The 19,622-nt window shown below is 38.1% G+C and carries 20 protein-coding genes; 8 read left to right on the forward strand and 12 right to left on the reverse strand.

Features of this window, described 5'->3' with window-relative positions:
- The first annotated feature begins 156 nt into the window (after positions 1 to 156).
- The 3 genes from MOO45_RS00585 to MOO45_RS00595 are packed head-to-tail and all read left to right on the forward strand — an operon-like array spanning position 157 to position 2,704.
- Entirely contained in the window at positions 157 to 1,143 is a 987-nt protein-coding gene (locus MOO45_RS00585) for a LacI family DNA-binding transcriptional regulator (protein ID WP_249514496.1), read from the forward strand.
- The gene (gene rpe / locus MOO45_RS00590) at positions 1,136 to 1,804 is read left to right on the forward strand and encodes a ribulose-phosphate 3-epimerase (protein ID WP_249514497.1); all 669 of its coding nucleotides are present in this window, start codon (positions 1,136 to 1,138) and stop codon (positions 1,802 to 1,804) included. The genes MOO45_RS00585 and rpe overlap by 8 nt, the downstream gene beginning before the upstream one ends.
- Positions 1,805 to 2,704 (forward strand): ribokinase, encoded by a 900-nt coding sequence (locus tag MOO45_RS00595; protein WP_249514498.1) that lies wholly within the window; start codon positions 1,805 to 1,807, stop codon positions 2,702 to 2,704.
- A 139-nt stretch (positions 2,705 to 2,843) separates the two neighbouring features.
- Here MOO45_RS00595 and MOO45_RS00600 read toward each other — a convergent pair whose 3' ends face one another.
- Complete coding sequence (locus MOO45_RS00600; RefSeq protein WP_249514499.1) at positions 2,844 to 3,167, reverse strand: winged helix-turn-helix transcriptional regulator; 324 nt, start codon at positions 3,165 to 3,167, stop codon at positions 2,844 to 2,846.
- A gap of 214 nt (positions 3,168 to 3,381) precedes the next feature.
- Between MOO45_RS00600 and MOO45_RS00605 the strand changes: the two genes are divergently transcribed.
- The gene (locus MOO45_RS00605; protein WP_249514500.1) at positions 3,382 to 4,842 is read left to right on the forward strand and encodes an MFS transporter; all 1,461 of its coding nucleotides are present in this window, start codon (positions 3,382 to 3,384) and stop codon (positions 4,840 to 4,842) included.
- A 117-nt stretch (positions 4,843 to 4,959) separates the two neighbouring features.
- Here the strand turns inward: MOO45_RS00605 and nrdF are convergent, their stop codons facing one another.
- Genes nrdF through nrdH form a run of 4 tightly spaced genes read right to left on the reverse strand, consistent with a single transcriptional unit; the run spans position 4,960 to position 8,718 of the window.
- The gene (gene nrdF, locus MOO45_RS00610; RefSeq protein WP_249514501.1) at positions 4,960 to 5,934 is read right to left on the reverse strand and encodes a class 1b ribonucleoside-diphosphate reductase subunit beta; all 975 of its coding nucleotides are present in this window, start codon (positions 5,932 to 5,934) and stop codon (positions 4,960 to 4,962) included.
- Between the two features lie 18 nt (positions 5,935 to 5,952).
- On the reverse strand, positions 5,953 to 8,160 hold the full coding sequence (nrdE, locus tag MOO45_RS00615) for a class 1b ribonucleoside-diphosphate reductase subunit alpha (RefSeq protein WP_396022411.1): 2,208 nt from the start codon (positions 8,158 to 8,160) through the stop codon (positions 5,953 to 5,955).
- Positions 8,108 to 8,485: a ribonucleotide reductase stimulatory protein gene (locus tag MOO45_RS00620; protein ID WP_249514502.1), complete on the reverse strand. Its 378-nt coding sequence runs from the start codon at positions 8,483 to 8,485 to the stop codon at positions 8,108 to 8,110. The genes nrdE and MOO45_RS00620 overlap by 53 nt, the downstream gene beginning before the upstream one ends.
- Positions 8,486 to 8,487: 2 nt before the next feature.
- Complete coding sequence (gene nrdH / locus MOO45_RS00625) at positions 8,488 to 8,718, reverse strand: glutaredoxin-like protein NrdH (protein WP_249514503.1); 231 nt, start codon at positions 8,716 to 8,718, stop codon at positions 8,488 to 8,490.
- 284 nt (positions 8,719 to 9,002) lie between these two features.
- Between nrdH and MOO45_RS00630 the strand changes: the two genes are divergently transcribed.
- Positions 9,003 to 9,623, forward strand: a complete 621-nt coding sequence (locus MOO45_RS00630) for an LVIS_2131 family protein (RefSeq protein ID WP_249514504.1) — start codon at positions 9,003 to 9,005, stop codon at positions 9,621 to 9,623.
- Between the two features lie 55 nt (positions 9,624 to 9,678).
- Here the strand turns inward: MOO45_RS00630 and MOO45_RS00635 are convergent, their stop codons facing one another.
- Positions 9,679 to 9,894 (reverse strand): DUF2187 family protein, encoded by a 216-nt coding sequence (locus tag MOO45_RS00635; RefSeq protein WP_249514505.1) that lies wholly within the window; start codon positions 9,892 to 9,894, stop codon positions 9,679 to 9,681.
- A 78-nt stretch (positions 9,895 to 9,972) separates the two neighbouring features.
- On the opposite strand from MOO45_RS00635, the gene MOO45_RS00640 reads away from it, so the two are divergent.
- The 3 genes from MOO45_RS00640 to MOO45_RS00650 all read left to right on the forward strand — a co-directional run bounded on the left by MOO45_RS00640 (position 9,973) and on the right by MOO45_RS00650 (position 12,280).
- Positions 9,973 to 10,521 (forward strand): guanylate kinase, encoded by a 549-nt coding sequence (locus MOO45_RS00640; RefSeq protein ID WP_249514506.1) that lies wholly within the window; start codon positions 9,973 to 9,975, stop codon positions 10,519 to 10,521.
- Between the two features lie 161 nt (positions 10,522 to 10,682).
- Positions 10,683 to 11,351 (forward strand): C40 family peptidase, encoded by a 669-nt coding sequence (locus MOO45_RS08145; protein ID WP_317619038.1) that lies wholly within the window; start codon positions 10,683 to 10,685, stop codon positions 11,349 to 11,351.
- A gap of 590 nt (positions 11,352 to 11,941) precedes the next feature.
- Positions 11,942 to 12,280, forward strand: coding sequence for a GNAT family N-acetyltransferase (locus MOO45_RS00650; RefSeq protein ID WP_249515113.1), 339 nt, complete (start codon positions 11,942 to 11,944; stop codon positions 12,278 to 12,280).
- 86 nt (positions 12,281 to 12,366) lie between these two features.
- Here the strand turns inward: MOO45_RS00650 and MOO45_RS00655 are convergent, their stop codons facing one another.
- The 6 genes from MOO45_RS00655 to MOO45_RS00680 all read right to left on the reverse strand — a co-directional run bounded on the left by MOO45_RS00655 (position 12,367) and on the right by MOO45_RS00680 (position 19,511).
- The gene (locus MOO45_RS00655; RefSeq protein ID WP_249514507.1) at positions 12,367 to 12,780 is read right to left on the reverse strand and encodes a hypothetical protein; all 414 of its coding nucleotides are present in this window, start codon (positions 12,778 to 12,780) and stop codon (positions 12,367 to 12,369) included.
- A 1,034-nt stretch (positions 12,781 to 13,814) separates the two neighbouring features.
- Entirely contained in the window at positions 13,815 to 14,744 is a 930-nt protein-coding gene (locus MOO45_RS00660) for an ABC transporter ATP-binding protein (RefSeq protein WP_249514508.1), read from the reverse strand.
- Positions 14,745 to 14,746: 2 nt separating this feature from the next.
- On the reverse strand, positions 14,747 to 15,823 hold the full coding sequence (locus tag MOO45_RS00665) for an ABC transporter ATP-binding protein (RefSeq protein WP_249514509.1): 1,077 nt from the start codon (positions 15,821 to 15,823) through the stop codon (positions 14,747 to 14,749).
- 11 nt (positions 15,824 to 15,834) lie between these two features.
- A complete protein-coding gene (locus MOO45_RS00670; protein ID WP_249514510.1) occupies positions 15,835 to 16,854 on the reverse strand; it encodes an ABC transporter permease in 1,020 nt (339 codons plus the stop codon).
- Positions 16,855 to 17,790, reverse strand: coding sequence for an oligopeptide ABC transporter permease (opp3b, locus tag MOO45_RS00675; RefSeq protein ID WP_249514511.1), 936 nt, complete (start codon positions 17,788 to 17,790; stop codon positions 16,855 to 16,857).
- An 80-nt stretch (positions 17,791 to 17,870) separates the two neighbouring features.
- Positions 17,871 to 19,511: a peptide ABC transporter substrate-binding protein gene (locus MOO45_RS00680; protein WP_249514512.1), complete on the reverse strand. Its 1,641-nt coding sequence runs from the start codon at positions 19,509 to 19,511 to the stop codon at positions 17,871 to 17,873.
- Positions 19,512 to 19,622: the final 111 nt, after the last annotated feature.

Below are 19,622 nucleotides of genomic sequence, written 5' to 3' on the forward strand. Positions count from 1 at the left end.
AGAATTAAGAGTAACCGATTACGTAAAATTGAAAACATCTAAAATATAGCGCTTTCTTTAATGGAAAGCAAGGGCGGTGAGCAATTTGACAAAATAAATTGGAAACGCTATATTTATATTTACGTAACCGATTACGAGAACAATTGAGGACTATAAATGACAACGTTAAAAGATATCGCCCAACTAGCGGGTGTTTCCACGGCGACGGTATCGCGCGTGATGAATGGCAAGGGGGAAGCGAGCCTACAAACGATTCAAAAGATTCAAAAAATTATTGAACAAGTTAATTATCATCCGAATCGGACAGCAAAAATATTGTCCGCGCAGAAGTCGAATTTGATTGCTTTGTTGATTCCTAATTTTAGCAATCCGTTTTTTAGTGAATTAGTTCAAAAAATTGAGCAAGCCGCTAATCGGCAAGGATACCAGATTTATTTGTGCAACAGTGAAGATAATCGGCAAAAAGTTGAATATTATTTGGAAACGATGCAGGATAATTATGTAGCAGGCGCAATTATTGATTCACTATTTGTCAAGCAGGCTGATTTAGATCGGTTGGAGCAACGCCAGATTCCGACGGTCACGATTGATCGGACGCATTTAAAACATCCGTATGCGGCTTTGAATGTCGATCATGTGCAAGGTGAGTATTTGGCGACGAAAAATATTTTGCAACAGCAACCGCAAGCAAAGCTTGTCTTTCTGTCAGGACCTGCTGGTGAACAAAGTTCCAAAGATCGTTACCAAGGTTATTGCAAAGCGCTTCGGGAAGTAGGCGCAACGTCGTTAGCCGTCTTGTACGGTGATTTTACTTACGAAAGTGGTTATCAACAAGTCGACCAATTTTTACAGTCCAGGACTGATTTACAAGGGATTGTTTGTTCCAATGACGCGATGGCTGTGGGTGCACTGCGAGCATGTCAGGATCATCAATTAAGGGTTCCGCAAGATGTCCAGCTGGTGGGCTATGATAATACGCGCTTGGGTAAATTTATGAATCCGCGCTTGAGTACGGTGCAACAGTTTGCGCCAAATTATTTTGATTTAATGATTGATGAATTAACGCAAAAACAGAAACAGCAATATTGCTTAACACCGCAATTTATTGCGCGAGAATCAACTTATGGAGGAAAAAATGACTAAAAAAATTGCACCATCATTAATGTGTACGGATTTAGGACATGTCGCCCGTGACGTGCAGGCTTTAGATGCTGCGGGCGTGGATTATTATCATATTGATATCATGGACGGTAGTTTTGTGCCAAATTTCACTTTGGGACCAGATTTCATTCAGGCGGTTCGCAAGTTAACCAACAAACCGTTGGATATTCATACTATGGTGCAGCAACCGGAGCGTTTTGTGGACTTATTTCAGCAAGCAGGTGCCGATATGATGTCCATTCACGCGGAAGCAACGATGAATTTGCAAGGTACACTCACGCAAATTAAAGCTTGTGGCATGCAAGCAGGGGTGGCGATTAATCCCGCCACACCGTTAAGTGTTTTGGATTATGTTTTACCAGTAGCGGATTATGTCGTGTTGATGACTGTGAATCCGGGCTTTGCGGGTCAAAAGTTTATCCCCGAAATGTATCAAAAAATTGCACAGCTGAAACAAAAAATTACTGATTTACATTTAACGACTAAAATTGAGGTTGACGGTAATTTGGGTGCCCAAACCATTCCACAGTGTGTCAAAGCCGGTGCCGATTGGTTCGTTGGTGGCACCAGTTCGGTTTATCGCGCAAGAGCTTCGTTGGCGGACAATGTTGCCCAAACCCGGCAATGGTTGGAGGTTAAATAAATGAAATATGATGTGGCAGTTTTAGGCAGTATCAATGTTGATATTAAAGCACAAATCAGTCAATATCCCGAATATGGTGCGACGGCGACCGCTAAAAGTGTGGTTACCTTACCTGGCGGCAAGGGCGCGAATCAAGCAATTGGGGTGGCGCGGCTCGGGGGCAAACTTGCTTTCATGGGTTCCGTCGGTCAAGATGCCAGCGGTCAACAAATGTTACAAAATTTAACTAATTTTAGAATTGACACCAAGTATATCAAGCAAAGTCCAGATGCAGGCACCGGCAGTTTTATCGTGTGGTTGGATGATGACGGTGAGAATACGATGGTGGGTACACTGGGAGCGAATGCCAGTTTAACGGCGGCCGATATCGACAGGGCGATGCAGGAAATTGAAGCCCCCGTCTTATTACTACAAATGGAAACCAGTCGCGAATCAATCATGGCGGCTCTGAAACAGGCGCAACAAAAAGGCATGTTTGTCATTTTGGATCCCGCACCCGCTGATAATTATTTTGAGGAAGCTTTGCAATACGCTGATTGTGTGACGCCCAATGCGCAGGAAACACAAAAAATTAGTGGTGTGCAGGTGACTGATCAACAAAGTGCGTTGCAAGCAGCGAAAGTGATTGCCGCTAAAGGTGTGCCCAATGTGATTGTTAAAATGGGCAGTCAAGGTAATTTAGTTTATCAAAATGGCAAGGTGGATTATGTGGCTGCTCACAAGGTTCAAGCGGTGGATACTTTGGGCGCGGGCGATACCTTTGCTGCTGGCATGGCGGTCAGTTATGCGAAAAATCAAGACTTGTTGGCGGCAGTGGAATATGGCAACAAGGCGGCGGCCATTAAAGTCAGTCGCACCGGTGGTCAAAAGTCGATGCCGACCGCTGCAGAAATGCAATAAAACTTAATCATTAATTCGAGAGCAGGGTCGTGATGGCGATCCTGTTTTTTGAGTTGCGGCAGAAAATTATGTATACATTTTGAGTAAAGACTAAGTAACGTCGAAAGGCGGGCGCGGTCTTTTTTTGTTCAATTGCAGATTAAGCATATTTGTCAGCCCAAATGTTCATATCTGTAAAAATACACTTCAAACTCTTCCCCTTTTCAGTCAAATTATATGTACTTTGTTGAGAGAGAGAATTTGTTTCTTTAATTATTATATTTTCTTTTTCTAGTGTTTTCAGACTATGCGCCAAAGATCTTGGATTCAGCCCCGGTAAAGATCTGAGCAATGTTCCGAAATGGTTATTACCGTTAGAAATTTCTATCCAGATGTTGAATATCCATTTGCCCTTTAAAATATGGATTACATGGATAACACTTGCTAGATTACATTTGATAGTATTTTTTTTATTTTCCCCCATTTGATACCTCTTCTTCCTACTATAAAAAAATTCCGTACTTTAATTATATTTTGTTTGCATTAATATTAAAACATGCATTGTGTTGATATTTTAATCATATTATTTATTTATTGTCAATTAATAAATAAATAATATTGCAAAAAATGTAGATACACAAATTTTGATAGGAACAATTTTCTGAAGTGTTGAATAAAGTGATTTTGGGGGAATAGAGATGCAAACTAAGCATAAGTCAATTATTATGGTAGCCATTTTTATAGCAACATTTATGACTTCCATTGAAACAACTATTATTACAACGGCAATGCCGACGATTGTTAGTGATTTGCATGGTCTAGCACTGCAAAGCTGGATTTTTACCATATATTTATTAACAACTTCCGTTACCACGCCCATTTATGGAAAATTATCGGATCAAATTGGTCGAAAACCCATTTTTTTGACAGGGATTGCTTTATTTGCGCTGGGTTCATTATTGAGTGGTTTGTCGCCGAATATGATCATTTTAACAGCTGCCCGTTTTATTCAAGGTTTAGGGGCTGGAGCAGTTCTTCCAATAACTAACACGATTATTGCTGATCTATTTGAATTCGAGAAAAGATCCACGGGTTTAGCATTTAACAATACTGCGTGGGGCATATCGGCTTTGGCGGGTCCTGTAGTGGGGGGCTTTATAGTTGATAAATTGAGCTGGCATTGGGTATTTTTCATCAATGTTCCCTTAGGAGTTATTGTCTTCATTATTATTGCGACGATGTACACTGAAAAATTAAATAGTAATATAAAGCACATCAATATTGATTATATCGGGATTGTGACTTTGTCTTTGGCAATTTTAAGTCTCTTATTTATTTTTCAGGATTTACAAAATAGTTCCATTAAAATGTTTTTGATTATTATCTTGTTTCTTGTTTTTATATTGTCCACCATCATGTTTATTTACCGGGAAAAGAAAACCAATGATCCATTAATTAATTTAACCATTTTCAAGAATAGAACTTTTTCAGCACAAATTGCCACAGCATTTTTGCTCAGTGGAGCACAATTTGGCTTTCAGATATACTTTCCAACTTGGCTACAATCAATTTATCGAGCACCCGCTTCACTAGCTGGTCTGGTTGTCTCGCCTAGTCCGATTATGTGGTTGGTTGCTTCATTTTTTGTAGGGTCATTAGTCAAGCGTTTGGCACCTAAATATATTAATTTAATCTTTGTCAGTATTATGGCGCTTGGTTTTGTAGTTATTTTGCGTACTAGTGTGGATAGCAAGATGATTTTGTTTTATGTAATTTCTGGAATTTCAGGTGTTTGTTTGGGGACAGTCATTACGACAAATACAGTTGTCTCGCAGCAAGTAATTGATCAATCGCAATTGGGAACGGCCTCTTCAATGTTGACACTAGGCCGAACTATGGGGCAAACAATTATGACCGGCATTTATGGTCTGGTGTTTAATTATGCCTTAGACAAAGGAATTCAAAATAAGTCGGGTGTTTCACAAACAGTATTGAATAAATTTATTGATAACTCGGCTCAGATAGCAGCATCAACCAGACATGCTTTGAACCAAATTATGTTAAATGCGCAACATCAAGTGTTTTATATTGTTATTTTTGTTTTAATAATTGCGCTCGTTATTAATGTTTTTGATAATCAGAAAACTAAATTAATTTAAATTGAAACGTTTATAATTTAAATTGACTGGGGAATGGGAAACATGTATTGAAGATATATTTGATCTTATGTAAACTAAAAAAAGCTCCATTTCGACTTCAAATCGAAATGAAGTTTTTTAATTATTATTACGGCCAATGTCGTAATCAGACTCTTTCATGGCCGACACGCGTCCTAATAAATAACCATTGCCGACTTGCGAGAAAAAGTCGTGATTATTCGTTCCTGTCGAAATGCCGTTCATCACGATCGGATTAACGTTTTCGGCTGTGCCATCAGGAAACAAGGGATTTTGTCCGAGATTCATGAGCGCTTTGTTAGCGTTATAACGCAAGAATCGGTTCACATCATCGGTCCAGCCAATCTCATCGTACAATTGCGCGGTATATTTTTCCTCATTGTCATACAGCTCATATAATAAATTATACATCCAATCTTGGAATTTTTCTTGTTCCGCGTGAGAGAGTTCTTGGAAGCCGAGCTGAAATTTGTAACCAATATAAGTGCCGTGGACAGATTCATCACGAATAATTAACTTGATGATTTCTGCGACATTTGTCAATTTATTATTGCCGAGATAATACAGTGGCGTATAAAAACCTGAGTAGAACAGGAAAGTTTCCAAGAAGACAGAAGCAACTTTCTTTTCGAGGGGTTGCCCAGTTTGATAGATTTGATTGACCACTTCTGCTTTCTTTTGTAGAAATTCATTGTGATTCGTCCAATCAAAGATTTCGTTGATTTCTTCGGCTGTATTGAGCGTGCTAAAAATTGATGAATAACTTTTGGCATGGACGGATTCCATGAATTGAATATTATTAAATACGGCGATTTCTTCAGGTGTGCGGGCATCTTTGCGTAAGACTTCCGCGCCATCTTGGGATTGCAAAGTATCGAGTAAAGTTAAGCCGCCAAATACGTGTCCCACCACGGTGTGCTCAATTTCACTTAATCCACGCCAATCGTCGCGATCGTTGGATAGTGGAATCCGTGTGTCCAGCCAGAATTGTTCCGTCAATTTTTCCCAGGTGGCTTTATCAACTTGATCTTCAATTTGATTCCAATTAATTGCTTCGTAGTACGTTTTAACCATTTGGCTCTCCTTTTTTGCTTAAATTGAACAGCTTTCACATTCGTTGACACCTACTTCGGAACTATCATCGGTAAAAGTGCGCACATAATATAAGGACTTAATTCCTTTGTAATAAGCGTAATTGCGCAGAATTGTCAAGTCACGCGTTGTTTGCTTATTTTCCTCATCAGGTGTCTTCCATTCATACATGCCCTCAGGAATGGTGGAGCGAATGAATAAAGTCAAGCTCAAGCCTTGATCGACATGTTCTTGCGCGGCAGCATAGGTGTTAATCACTTTACGCATGTCGGTGTCATAAGCTGAACGATAGTAAGGAATCGTATCATTAGCCATTTTTGGTGCGGGGAAATATAATTTGCCATTCTTTTTTTCTTGGCGTTCTTCCACCAACCATGTAATCGGCTGTAAACTGGCGCTGGTGTCGTCAATATAAGAAATCGATCCCGTGGGCGCGACTGCTAAGCGATTTTGATTGTATAAGCCAGTGGCTTGCACTTTGTGTTGTAATAGTTCCCAATCTTTGGGCGTTGGTACAAAAATGTCCGCGAATAATTGTTGAACCACAGGATCTTTGGGGGCAAAGCTGTGTTGTGTATATTTAGTGAAATATTGACCATTAGCGTATTGTGATTTGGCAAAATTATGAAACATTGTATGTCGTTCACGGGCAAGCTGATTGCTTTCAACCAGGGTCCAATAATTCAATAACATAAAATAAACATTCGTGAATTCTAGCGCTTGTGGTGAACCATATTCGATGTGCTGGGTGGCTAAATAGGTGTGCAAACCCATAGCGCCCAAGCCGATTGAATGACTAAGCTTATTGCCCTTGCGAATGGAAGGCACAGCATCAATTTGGGAATGATCCGACACAAAAGTCAACGCCCGTGTCATGGCTCGCACCGATTGACCCAAATCAGGACTAGCCATCAATTGGGGAATATTAGTGGAACCGAGGTTGCAACTCACATCGGTCCCCATTTTGACGTATTCTTGCTTGTCGTTGAGAATTGACGGCGTTTGGACTTGCTGAATTTCGGAGCATAAATTGCTCATGATAATTTTGCCATCAATTGGATTATCACGGTTGACGGTATCAATATTAAGAATGTAGGGATAACCTGATTCTTGTTGCAATTTGCTGATTTCTAATTCCAAATCCCGTGCCTTGATTTTATATTTCTTGATTTGCGGATTGGCCACCAAATGATCATATTCTTTAGTGATATCTACGTAGGAAAAAGGCGTTTGGTACACGCGTTCAACACTGTATGGACTGAACAAATACATATCAGCATCTTGACGCACGAGTTCATAATATTTATCCGGCACAATGATGCCAAGTGATAAAGTTTTTACCCGAATTTTCTCATCGGCGTTTTCTTTTTTAGCAGACAAAAAATCAATAATATCGGGATGAAAGACGTTCAAATAAACAGCGCCGGCACCTTGGCGTTGCCCCAGTTGGTTACTGTAACTGAAACTATCTTCTAATAGTTTCATCACTGGCAAAACGCCGCTAGATAAGTTCTCCACGCCCTTAATCGGCGCCCCCGCTTCACGTAAATTGGACAGAGTAATCCCCACACCGCCACCAATGCGGGAAAGTTGCAACGCACTATTAATAGCGCGGCCAATTGAATTCATATCGTCAGTCGTTTGAATCAAAAAGCATGACACGAATTCACCACGTCGCTTTTTACCAGCATTCAAAAAGGTTGGCGTTGCCGGCTGATAGCGTTGATGAATCATTTCGTCGGCTAATTGCTGGGCCAATTGTTCGTTGCCATCTGCGAAATACAAGGCATTATTGAGAACCCGCAGTTCATAATTTTCTAAATAATAGTTACCATCGTTGGTTTTTAAAGCATACTGATTATAAAATTTGTAAGCTGCCATGAAAGATTTAAATTGAAAATGTTGATCTAATAGATATTGGTAAAGCTGTTGGATAAAAGCTTTCGAATATTTTTTAAAAAAAGCACCTTCCAAATAATCGTTTTGAACCAGATTGGTTAAATGATCAAGCACATCAGGCAAAATCTTGGTGTTCGGTGTCACATTTTCTTGCCAAAATGCGGTCAGGGCTTCTTGATCTTTGGCTAAGGGAATGTGACCATCGACGGGGATATTTAATTCATTGTTTAGCTTGAAATAGTGAACTTTAGCGATATCAATGTTGTTTAGACTCAAGTTGTTCAACCACTTTCTGAAAATTTGCGACATCTGTCAGCGTTCCATTGAATTCATAATCGAAGACCACAGGAACACCCAGCCCTCTGGCGATGTCTTTAGCCGTGTGAATATACAACTCATTAAAGTTGCGATTACCACTGCCGACAACGCCTACTAGACGTTGAGCATTAGTTTGATACCCCAAAAAATCAATGACAGCGTCCATCATTTCGTCATCATAGGCGGGCACTGCTAGCAAATATGGGGCACTCATTTGGTGAAAAGGATCCGTATCGTTGATTTCATAGGCGGACAGTTGCGTTTTTTCGATAAAACGCCGCGTCTGACCGGTGATCGTGTAATAAGCAATCAGCATGATTACACCAGAGCTTTCAGTTCATCTGGACGAAAACCGACAATGGGTTGGACGCCATCGGCTATCACGATAGGCACACTTTGAAAGCCTTGCTGTTTTAAAGTTGCTAAAGATTCCGGCTGTTGATTAATGTTCACTTCTTGAAAATCAATTTGATGTTCAGTTAAAAAGCGCTTTGTCATCTTGCATTGCATGCAACCATTTTTGGTGTAAATCAATGCTGTTTTTTTCATTGCGACGACCTCCTATTTGATTAGCACTCATTATAAAACCCAAAATAGGCAAATACAATATATTGTATTTAGTACGATGTCGAACTACATGATAGTGTGGTTGATGTACTAGGCGTTTGTACAATTTAAAAAAATGTCGAACGTTAGTTCTTATATATTTCGAGCAATTTGTCAAGTAAAAAAGCTCTTTTTCTAATGTTAAAATCCGGTTTTCATTAATGCGACCCAGACCGAAGTGAGCTATAATAGAACTAATAAATTTATGATGAATTTGGAGAATGTTGATGCATCTTAATTGGAATATTTTGGGAGTATTGTGTTGGATCGTGGTTATTTGTCTTGTGGCTGGGATTATTTTTCATACACGGCAACGCCATTTAAAGATGATTGTGGTGCAAAAAAAACATCATTCACAGATGAATTGGTTTTTGGATATCATAGAATTTTTAATTGCGTTGATCGCGGTTGGTGGCATGCTTTACGTTACCGTTTTGGATAGAGCGAATGCTAAAGATAGTCAACGCATAACACTTAATTACGAAGTTCAACCATTGGTGATGCAGACTAAGAGCAGTCAAGGATACTATGTCCAAGCTAAAGGGGCTGCCGACAAAAATATAATTCAGTATTATACTTATTGGACTCATGGGGCTAAGTACAGTGTTCCCAGTAATAACGCTTCAGTTGTGGATGGTGACCAATCGATTAGTTTGAATGCGAAGAATTATCCGTGGCCGCATACGCGAAAATATGATCAAAAATATCAAAAGGCTTATGTAATTACGATGGTGGCCCATTACAAAAATAATTGGCGTAACGGTTTGGGGATGCATGTAGGTAGTGTGGCAACTGATTACACATTGATTCGTATTCCATCGAATACTTTCTTACAAATGCTTCCATAAAAAAGGCTTCTTAGTCGTTCAAAAGAAGGACCGAGAAGCTTTTTTATACTGTTATTTATTTTTTAGCTGGTTTTTTCAGATTTTGTGCATTGACGACAATTTTATGATTCAATTCAATGACATTATCGTTATCTTGTGGATCATATTGTTCAATATCAATTAAAACGGAATTGGTGTAAAGTTTTTCAACGGTGCCCGTAAAGGGTTGTTCCATATCTTCTTCAACATGACCTTGTAATTTATCGCCAACTTTAATGTTATCCATCTTCATAATGCGCAACTCCCTTCACTAAAACAATCTTTATCATAAGCGATAAAGCCTAATTTGACAATTATTTGGAGTAAATCAATGCAAAAAGTTATCATTATTACTGGCGCGAGCGGTGTTGGCAAAACGACGGTGAGCACTTATTTAAAGCAGCAATATCAGATTCCGGCAGTTGTGACGCATACGACTAGACCCAAACGGAAGCATGAAGTTGATGGTGTAGATTATTATTTTGAAACGCCGTCAACTTTTCGTCAAAATGAGTATCTGGAATCAGTGACTTATAGTGGACATCTGTATGGTTCCTCCAAAGAGGGCTTGACCAAGGCTTGGGCCAAATCCGACGTGGTGAGTATTGTCTTAGATACTAAAGGCGCTGTTAGTTATGTTCAAGCTTATTCTCAACAAGCCATGGTGTGGTTTTTAACGGTGGATGAGCACTTGTTGATGCAACGTTTAAAAATGCGCGGAGATACGCCAGATTTGTTGGCGCAGCGCTTGCATAGCAAAGAGTTTCGACGTGATTTGCTGGTGCCGCAAGTCTTGCAAACATGCGCTCACATCTTGCGAAATGATTCATGGCCGCAGTTAAAAACTGAAGTGGATTTGTTGATGAAATCAGTCAAGTAATCGTTTCACATAAAATCACTTTTTGTAATTAGATATTTTTCTGTCTGTAACATGTTTGACATATAAAAAGGGTATTATTCGTATTGTTAAGTTAATTAAGAAAAATAATTGCAATTTAAAAATAAGTTTTACCGATTTTATGTTGGAGGTAGATTAATTCAATGATTTCTAAAAAAAGTTTACTCAGTTTTGTTGCAGCAGGTGTCGTTAGTATTTCTGCAGTAGGTGTAGTTGGTCATCATCAAGATGCTCAGGCTGCTAATGTTGGCGAAAGTGTGACTGTAACTAAGGATTCTGTAGGCTTACGGCATCAACCATATACGAATGGTTCTTTGACAGGTCAATATGTTGATAAAAATACCACTTGGAAAGTTACCGACGTGACTTCTGATGGCCAATGGTATAACGTAGGTGCTGATGATTGGATTGCATCTGATGATGTTGCTGATACAAATTCTTTAAGAGATACTAAGGTACAACAAGTTATTAATGAAGCACAAATGCAAGGTGGCAAGCCTTACGTTTGGGGTGCTAAGGGTCCTAATTCCTTTGACTGTTCTGGTTTGATGCAATACGTGTTCAAGCAAGCTTTGGGTCAAGATATTGGTGGTTATACAGTTGCTCAAGAAAGTGCTGGTCCTAAAGTTTCGATTGATAACTTACAACCTGGCGATTTGATGTTCTGGGGTTCACAAGGTAATTCTTATCATGTTGCTTTATATATTGGTAATGGTCAATATATTGATGCACCAAAACCGGGCGAAGGCGTTGGCGTTCACAGCATTTCTAGTTACTTCTATCCATCATTCGGTGTTCGGGCAATTAACTAATAAATTATTGATAATGTAATAAACGATAAAGTCAGCATTAGTTAATGCTGACTTTTTAATTGATCTAATGCGTTATTTACGAAAATGATGGTATCTTGGAGCTGATTTTTGAGGGGAGGGAGTGTGTTATTTTGAATAAAGGTGTTTTTTTAATCATAATATTTTTAACGATGATGGTGGATACACTAGTTTACTATTTTTTTAAACCAACATCGTTAGAAATGTTTATATTAGTTATATTTTTGTTCCTGATACAAATGTTTTTATTTTTTAAGGTTAAATAAAACATTTTGGTTAGGTAAATGCTAGATTTTAAGGAAATGGAAATTGAAAAATTATTTTTCTAATGGAACTAATCTCTGGACGGGGGTTAATATTAGAGCTGTTTTCATACTAAGTGTAGCCGCATGTTTAACGTATAAGAAATAATGCTTTATATGAGAGGACGATGTGATTTGGAAATTAGAGAAATAAAAGATGAAGACGTTTATTTTTTAAAAGATATGCTTTATGAAGCCATATAATATATACCTGATGGTGATCATAAATTACCTTATTCGGCTATATATAATGATGATTTATATACATATATAAAAAAATTTGGTTCAAGGAACGATGATGTATGTTTGGTTTCTTTGAGTAAGGGGAATTTAGTTGGTGCTGCATGGATTAGAAAAATTCGGTCGTACGGTTATGTTGATGCTGATACACCGGAGTTAAGTATAGCTCTGAAAGCAGAGTTTAGAGGTCAGGGCTATGGAACGAATTTATTGAATTCTCTCATTGATTTATTAAAAGGTAAAAAATATAAAAAAATTTCGTTGAGCGTAGATAATAGAAATATTCCTGCTTATAAACTTTATCTAAAAAATAATTTTAAGACTGTAAGGAAGTGTGATCATACTGAAATAATGGTTGTTAATTTGTGATATTTAGGAAAAACGTATCTTATATTATTGCCCTTTGAGGACATGAGGACAAATAAAAAGTCATCAGCAAGCCGGTGGCAATTTTGTCATATTAATTTATTATAATATCCGATATATTCTGTTAGTTTTAATATTCTTGCGTTGTGAAGAATACGAATGTGGTTTTCCTGATATAGATAGCAAATTAATCCATTTTCGGTGGGACTTACTGAGACAAAAAATGCTGCCTGTGGTTTTTGTCCGTTTTCGATAATTTGTTCAAGTAATTTTAGGCGTGTATCCAGCCCTTCGATTTTTTGGACAAAATAATCAGGGCTGGTATAGATTGTTTCTACCAATTTTGTGTCTTCATCTATTAATTCAAAGGCAATTTTTTTATTGTGTCTATGAACATTAATAAGTGTACCACCTAGTGCGATTGCAGATTCGTTAACGTCTTTGGGCTGGATTTTGCCCAGGTAAGAAATATTCCATTGGAGCGCTTCTCGTTTGCATTTCAATATGATTAATGTCTGTATTATTAGATTGTTTGACCGATGGTTTTTTTAAAGTTTTATGTTGCTTTTTTGTATTCAGATCCGTTTTTGGACTTTTTGTCTGTTTATTGGAACTTTGTTTATTTGACTGAGTTAATTGGTTATTCATTTTTTTAAACAAATAATTAGCTCTTTTGTTTATATCATTATCGTCAATCAAAGAATATTCCACTATGTTAAAGGAATCAATAGATTTTCTAATACTGGGTTCATGGTAGTATATACACTCCTTGTTATGGACACGGTCACGCCAAGTACTTAAATAAGCCTTACGTTTTTAGGTTCATCGATGAAATTCAAGCTTGCACCCGCAGTACATACATTCAATGTGATTAAGTCTTTCATCGTTTGGATCTGCTTCTTTGATATCGCTTACTTGGGAAGTATTATATATCTTCCCATCAATTATGCATTCATTAATTAACGCCATTTTACAAAGATCCTCCCATTATAAGAAGGAAACAAATAAGCTCTAAGTTATTTACTTAAAGTAGATACAATGGTATTATAAATACTGATATAAATTTTTATAATGTCATATTAGAGCTTACTTTTGTTTCTCTTCTGATTTTTATTTGATAAATGATTAACGAATGATTCTGCCAAATTATTCGTTAATCATTTTTTGTATCGAAATTGTTTAATCATATTATCATCCCCTTTAACTAAAGGATATTACAATTTAATAATTTGTCAAACTAAAACTAAAGTATATATTGTTTGTTATTACTAAAATAATAATTGCTTGTTTTTTATTTCTTTTAGTCTACAATGAACATATGCTTTTTTAATATGTAATTTTGATTAATATTATGGACTTTGAGTCATGTATTGTTGTTTGTTATTAGTTTCCGTACCCTTAAAGATTTAGCAATTGCAAATCTTTATGGCTTCTTTGCTTAAGACGTTAAGCATCGAACTTACTTAATGAGATAGAAAAATAAAAAAGTACGTTGAATTCAATTTTGAATTTCAACGTACTTTTTTGATTTAATAATTTAATCTTGATACTGTGTAATCTCTTCTTCACTACAAAAGACGAAGTGGTCATGCTGAACTTCCCGTAGTTGGCGCTCGTTATTGTTGCTAGCTTCGATAGAAGCATCGTAATCAATCCGAGTTCTTTGACGTTCTAATTCAGGATCGGGCGTCGGGACCGCCGACAACAAACTTTTAGTATAAGGATGCAGTGGGTGATTATAAACTTCATCAGCATCACCTAATTCCATGAGGCGACCTTGGTGCATCACCGCAATACGATCGCTAATATATTTAACCATCGACAAATCATGTGCAATGAATAAATAAGTTAGATTATTTTTCTTTTGAATATCTTTCATCAAGTTGACGACCTGTGCTTGAATTGATACGTCCAAAGCTGAGATTGGTTCGTCGGCAATGATGAATTGTGGATCTACCGCCAACGCACGGGCAATACCAATCCGTTGCCGTTGTCCACCAGAAAATTCATGTGGGTAACGAGTCGCGTGATCAGGATTTAAGCCGACAATCTTCAGTAAATCGTTCACCCGTTGGTCACGGTCTTGATCGTTTTTTGCCAGACCATGCACATCTAAACCTTCAGCAATAATATCTTTAACTTTCATCCGGGGATCCAAAGAAGCATATGGATCTTGGAAAATCATCTGCATTTCACGTCGAAACTTCAGCATCTCAGGGCTATGATTTTTGATTGTGCTGATATCCTTACCATCAAAAATAATTTTACCGGACGTTGGATTATACAGACGAATGATGCTACGACCCGTGGTACTCTTACCAGAACCAGATTCGCCAACGAGGCCGAAAGTTTCACCTTCATAAATGTCAAAACTAATATCGTCGACAGCCCGAACTTCATTTGGTTTACCGGGACTAAAATATTGTTTCAAATGTTGCACTTGAATAATTTTTTTTCTTTCACTCATGATTAAAGTGCTCCTCCTTGATTCGGGTTAATCACTTTGCCATCTTGAATTAAACGTTCATATTCTTGAGCACGTTTTTGAATGGCTAATGGTGGTTCCACTTTGGGAGCATCAGGATGCAATAACCAAGTTGCCGCATAGTGGGTATCACTCACTTTGAAGAAGGGCGGCTGTGCCTCCAAGTCAATTTTCATAGCGTAAGGATTGCGAGGAGCGAAAGCATCACCCTTTGGAGGATCTAACAAATCCGGCGGAGTACCAGGGATTGAGGACAGTTTGGACCCCTTAGTATCTAAGGTCGGCATAGAACTCAGTAAGCCCCAAGTATAAGGGTGTTTTGGTTGGTAAAAAATTTCATCGACGGTGCCATATTCAATGATTTTACCTGCATACATAACGGCCACCCGGTCAGCAATTCCAGCCACTACACCCAAATCATGCGTGATAAAGATAATCGAAGTTTCCAGTTTTTCCTGCAATTCACGCATCAAATCAATAATTTGTGCTTGCACAGTCACATCCAGCGCTGTGGTTGGTTCGTCAGCAATCAAGATTTCAGGATAATTGACAATGGCAATTGCAATCACAATCCGTTGCCGCTGTCCACCAGAGAATTGGTGCGGATAATCTTTCATCCGGGCTTTAGCATTCGGAATGCCGACCAATTCAAGTACTTCTTGGGCCCGTTTCATGGCTTTTTCTTTAGAAATTTTACTGTGAATGCGTAAAGGTTCAGCAACTTGCTTGCCGATTGGCATTGTAGGATCTAAAGAGGTCATTGGATCTTGGAAAATCATAGAAAGATCATTACCGCGATGGTGATCCATTTCTTTTTCAGATTCCTTAAGCAAGTCTTTGCCTTTATATAAAATTTCACCGTTTGCCACAATGGCATTAGATGCTAACAAGCCCATGATACTGCGAGTTGTGACGGATTTACCAGATCCAGATTCCCCAACAATTGCTAAAGTTTCACCTTTTCGCAAATTAAAGCTGACGTCACGAATTGCTTGGACGGTACCGGCAAAGGTTTTAAAATTGATTTCTAAATTTTTTACTTCAAGAATATTATTCGCCATTTTAGAACCTCCTATTCTGATTTTGGATCGAATGCATCACGCAGACCATCAGCAAATAAGTTAAAGGCAATCATTAAGATACAAAGCACTAATGCTGGGTACCACATCTGATATGGCAAGAAACGGAAAGCTTTTTGACCGTCAGACAATAACGTACCTAAAGAAGCATTTGGTGCAGGAATCCCGATCCCAATGAAACTCAAGAAAGCTTCAAAGAAAATGGCGTTTGGAATAGAAAACATGGTTTGAATAATGATGGTTGAAGACAAATTGGGAATCAAATGCTTCATCGAAATTTTAAACGGTGATTCACCCACAGTTAACGATGCTAGAATATATTCTTCTTCTTTTAATTGTAAGGTTTGCGCTCGAATTAGCCTGGCCATGGTGACCCAACTACTAAAGGCAATCGCAATAATGATTGAAGATAGCCCCGGTTTTAAGACCAGCAGTAATAAGATAACGACAATTAAGTTCGGCACTGAGGAGATGACTTCAATAATCCGCTGCATGACCAGATCCACAGTGCCACCTTTCCAACCAGAAATAATCCCGTATGGTAAACCGATTAAGAGATCAACCAAAGTGGCAACAAAGGCAATAATTAATGATAAACGAGTACCATATAAAATCCGCGAGAACAAATCGCGACCAAGATAATCCGTTCCTAAAATATAGGTACGGTTTTTAGGAACATTATTAGTGGTGTAGGAATTAACTTTAATCCCAGCAGCATTCTTGGTGAGACCACGAAAACCAGGAATATTGGTATTCGCAATTCGTGGTGGTAAGTTCGCATAGTTAGGATTTTGAGCATTGGGATCACGTGGTGACAAGATCGGTGCGCAAAAAGCAACGAGTGCAATAAAAACTAATACGAAGAATGAAACCACCGCGATTTTATCCTTTTTTAAACGGCGAACGGCATCTTGGAAAAAGGTTAGTGAAGGGGCATTAATTTTTTCTTGGTTTTGTGATTGATCACCACTAATTTTTTCAAAGCTTTCAGTAGTGATTTTGATATCAGCCATCTAGTTGCCCTCCTTGTTGTTCGTTAAGCGAATCCGTGGATCAATAATACTATATAAAATATCGGTAATTAATAACATGACCATGAACATTAACGAGTAGAAAATGGTCAAGCCCATGATGGTTGGATAATCGTTCGTCATAATGGATTTCACAAATTGTTCACCGATCCCTGGAATGGAGAAAATGTTTTCCACAACAAGTGAACCGGTTAAAATATTAGCAGTCAAAGGTCCCAAAATTGTGATGACAGGAATTAACGAATTTCGCAAAGTATGCTTCACAACTGTTTGCCAGCGGGTATTCCCCTTGGCTTTAGATAATTCAATATAATCACTATTTAAAACGTCGACCATTTCGGTCCTCATGAAACGGGCTGTTTGCGCTAACGGACTTACAGCCAAGGCTAAGGATGGTAAAATGCTGGATTGCCAACCGTTCCAGAGCGCAATTGGTAATATATGCCACTTGAAAGCGATGAAGAATTGTAATAAAACGCCTAGGACAAAACTAGGGACGGAAATGCCTACAATGGAGACAAAAGTAGCAAGACTATCAATCCAGTTATTTTTGTTAATCGCGGCAACGGCTCCCAGTAAAATTCCTAACAACGAACCAATAATCATTGCTTGTGCACCAATCAGCATGGACGGTTTTAAGCGGGTCATGATTAGTGATAGAACTGGTTGATTATTGAATTGGAAAGAAGTTCCAAAATCACCGTGCAATAAATTGCCTAAATAAATTAAATATTGTTGCCAAATCGGTTTGTTTAAGCCATATTGTTCATTCATGATTTTTAATTGAGCGGCGGATAACTTGTCTTGATTGGAAAAAGGCGTTCCAGGCATCAATTTCATCATAAAGAATGTGACACTGGCAACGATAAATAATGTCAGAATCATATAACCAATACGCTTGAGTATATATTTGGTCATAAAACCAGCTCCTTTACATAAAATGAAAAACGGAGTCCCAGACTTAACTGCAACTCCGCTTTCAACGATGATCGACGTGCTTATTTATGAATACGAAGTGAAACCATGTTATAGGTTCCGGATGGACCATAGTCGAGATTCTTAACCTTATTATTGGTTAAGTGGGCTTCACCGACTTGATACAGAGGAATGACGCCTTGTTGCTTATTCAAAATATCTTGCGCTTGTGTCATATCTTTCCAACGAATAGTCGGATCGTTAGCGTCAGTACTCAAACTCTTATTAACCAGATTGTCATAATCGCTATTATTCCAGTGACCATTGTTGTTACTTGCACCATTGGTGAAGAGGGTTAAGAAGTTAGATGGATCAGGAAAATCTGCATTCCAAGCGGTAACTACAAGATCGAAGTCTCCAGATATCGATCGACTTAAACGGCTCTTGAATGGAACATTGTTCAATGTAACTTTGATGCCAGGAAGCTTTTCTAATTGACTTTGTAAGAATTCGCTTTGTTTCTTAGCAGCGTCAGTATCGTCACTTAAAAGGGTTAAATTGAATTTCTTACCCGTTTGTCCTGTTTCAGTTAAACCTGTTTTCCAAAGTTTTTGGGCTTCTTTGGTGTTATATTCAGCTGTTTTGGCACTTTGTTTGGTATCACTGACGAAATCTTTGGATTTGTTGTTTGGATCGTAGGACATATTTGATGGTGTTGTGGATAAACTAGCTGAGCTACCATCACCTAAAATTTTATTTGCTAATTGTGTCCGATCAATAGATTTGGCTAAAGCTTGCCGAATTTTTTGATTCTTGAAGATAGGATCTTTTTCTTGATTCATTTCTAAATAGAAAGTTGAATTCATCTTCTTGACATTGAAGCCTTTAGAACCCTTCATTTGTTTGGCAGTGTCACCAGTCAAGATTACATCATCTAACTTGTTGGATTGATACAGATTCAAAGCTGTGGAAGCATCTTTGACGACTTGATATTGCAACTTCTTAACTTTGACATCTTTAGCATTCCAATAATCTTTGTTCTTAACTTCGTTCCAAGTATTATCAGGACCGTTCCATTTTTGAAGTTTATAAGGTCCATTGAAAACTAACGTCTTTGAATTTGTTCCATATTTCTTACCCCATTTTTCTACCACTTTTTGATCTTGTGGAAAGAATGTTGAGGAAGTCATTAATTGATTAAAGTAAGGAATGGGCTTATCTAAAGTGACTTGTAAAGTATGCTTGTCTAAAGCTTTGACACCTAAAGAATCAACGGGCTTTTTATTGTCAGTAATTTCTTTGGCATTCGCAATTCCTTCGTAAATATAAGCATATTGGGACTTAGTTTTTGGATTAACGGTCCGTTGCCAAGCATAAACAAAATCATTGGCAGTAACAGGATCACCATTGGACCATTTAGCATTTTTACGTAATGGGAAAGTGTAAGTTAAACCGTTATTGGTTGGTTTAACAACTTTGGTCGCAATGGCCGGCTTGACAGTTTTGCCTTGATAACGATACAAACCATCCATTGTATCGCTCAGAGCTTGAGTACCAATAATATCCGTGTTGAGGGATGAATCCATGGTAGCAATAACATCTTTTCGCATAATCCGGACGGTATTTTTAGGACCTTGTGCTGACTTGGATGAACTGCAACCAGCCAGCACGCCTAGACTCACTAATGCACTCGCACTAGCAACTAACATGCGTTTAAACTTCATTTGAACTTCTCCTTAGTTTCCAGTGTTGAGTTAATTTTACAATGTTTAATATTAAAAGTAAACTGATAAATTAAAAAATGCTCATGAGGTAATTGACAAGCCGATCAAATG

Origin of the sequence: Bombilactobacillus folatiphilus (assembly GCF_023380265.1) — a bacterium.
Lineage (GTDB): Bacteria > Bacillota > Bacilli > Lactobacillales > Lactobacillaceae > Bombilactobacillus > Bombilactobacillus folatiphilus.

Excerpts from the sequence above, each read along its gene's own strand:
- MOO45_RS00585 (WP_249514496.1), top strand. The coding sequence starts at position 157 with ATGACAACGTTAAAAGATATCGCCCAACTAGCGGGTGTTTCCACGGCG.
- rpe (WP_249514497.1), top strand. The coding sequence starts at position 1,136 with ATGACTAAAAAAATTGCACCATCATTAATGTGTACGGATTTAGGACAT.
- MOO45_RS00595 (WP_249514498.1), top strand. The coding sequence starts at position 1,805 with ATGAAATATGATGTGGCAGTTTTAGGCAGTATCAATGTTGATATTAAA.
- MOO45_RS00600 (WP_249514499.1), bottom strand. The coding sequence starts at position 3,167 with ATGGGGGAAAATAAAAAAAATACTATCAAATGTAATCTAGCAAGTGTT.
- MOO45_RS00605 (WP_249514500.1), top strand. The coding sequence starts at position 3,382 with ATGCAAACTAAGCATAAGTCAATTATTATGGTAGCCATTTTTATAGCA.
- nrdF (WP_249514501.1), bottom strand. The coding sequence starts at position 5,934 with ATGGTTAAAACGTACTACGAAGCAATTAATTGGAATCAAATTGAAGAT.
- nrdE (WP_396022411.1), bottom strand. The coding sequence starts at position 8,160 with ATGTCGCAAATTTTCAGAAAGTGGTTGAACAACTTGAGTCTAAACAAC.
- MOO45_RS00620 (WP_249514502.1), bottom strand. The coding sequence starts at position 8,485 with ATGCTGATTGCTTATTACACGATCACCGGTCAGACGCGGCGTTTTATC.
- nrdH (WP_249514503.1), bottom strand. The coding sequence starts at position 8,718 with ATGAAAAAAACAGCATTGATTTACACCAAAAATGGTTGCATGCAATGC.
- MOO45_RS00630 (WP_249514504.1), top strand. The coding sequence starts at position 9,003 with ATGCATCTTAATTGGAATATTTTGGGAGTATTGTGTTGGATCGTGGTT.
- MOO45_RS00635 (WP_249514505.1), bottom strand. The coding sequence starts at position 9,894 with ATGAAGATGGATAACATTAAAGTTGGCGATAAATTACAAGGTCATGTT.
- MOO45_RS00640 (WP_249514506.1), top strand. The coding sequence starts at position 9,973 with ATGCAAAAAGTTATCATTATTACTGGCGCGAGCGGTGTTGGCAAAACG.
- MOO45_RS08145 (WP_317619038.1), top strand. The coding sequence starts at position 10,683 with ATGATTTCTAAAAAAAGTTTACTCAGTTTTGTTGCAGCAGGTGTCGTT.
- MOO45_RS00660 (WP_249514508.1), bottom strand. The coding sequence starts at position 14,744 with ATGAGTGAAAGAAAAAAAATTATTCAAGTGCAACATTTGAAACAATAT.
- MOO45_RS00665 (WP_249514509.1), bottom strand. The coding sequence starts at position 15,823 with ATGGCGAATAATATTCTTGAAGTAAAAAATTTAGAAATCAATTTTAAA.
- MOO45_RS00670 (WP_249514510.1), bottom strand. The coding sequence starts at position 16,854 with ATGGCTGATATCAAAATCACTACTGAAAGCTTTGAAAAAATTAGTGGT.
- opp3b (WP_249514511.1), bottom strand. The coding sequence starts at position 17,790 with ATGACCAAATATATACTCAAGCGTATTGGTTATATGATTCTGACATTA.
- MOO45_RS00680 (WP_249514512.1), bottom strand. The coding sequence starts at position 19,511 with ATGAAGTTTAAACGCATGTTAGTTGCTAGTGCGAGTGCATTAGTGAGT.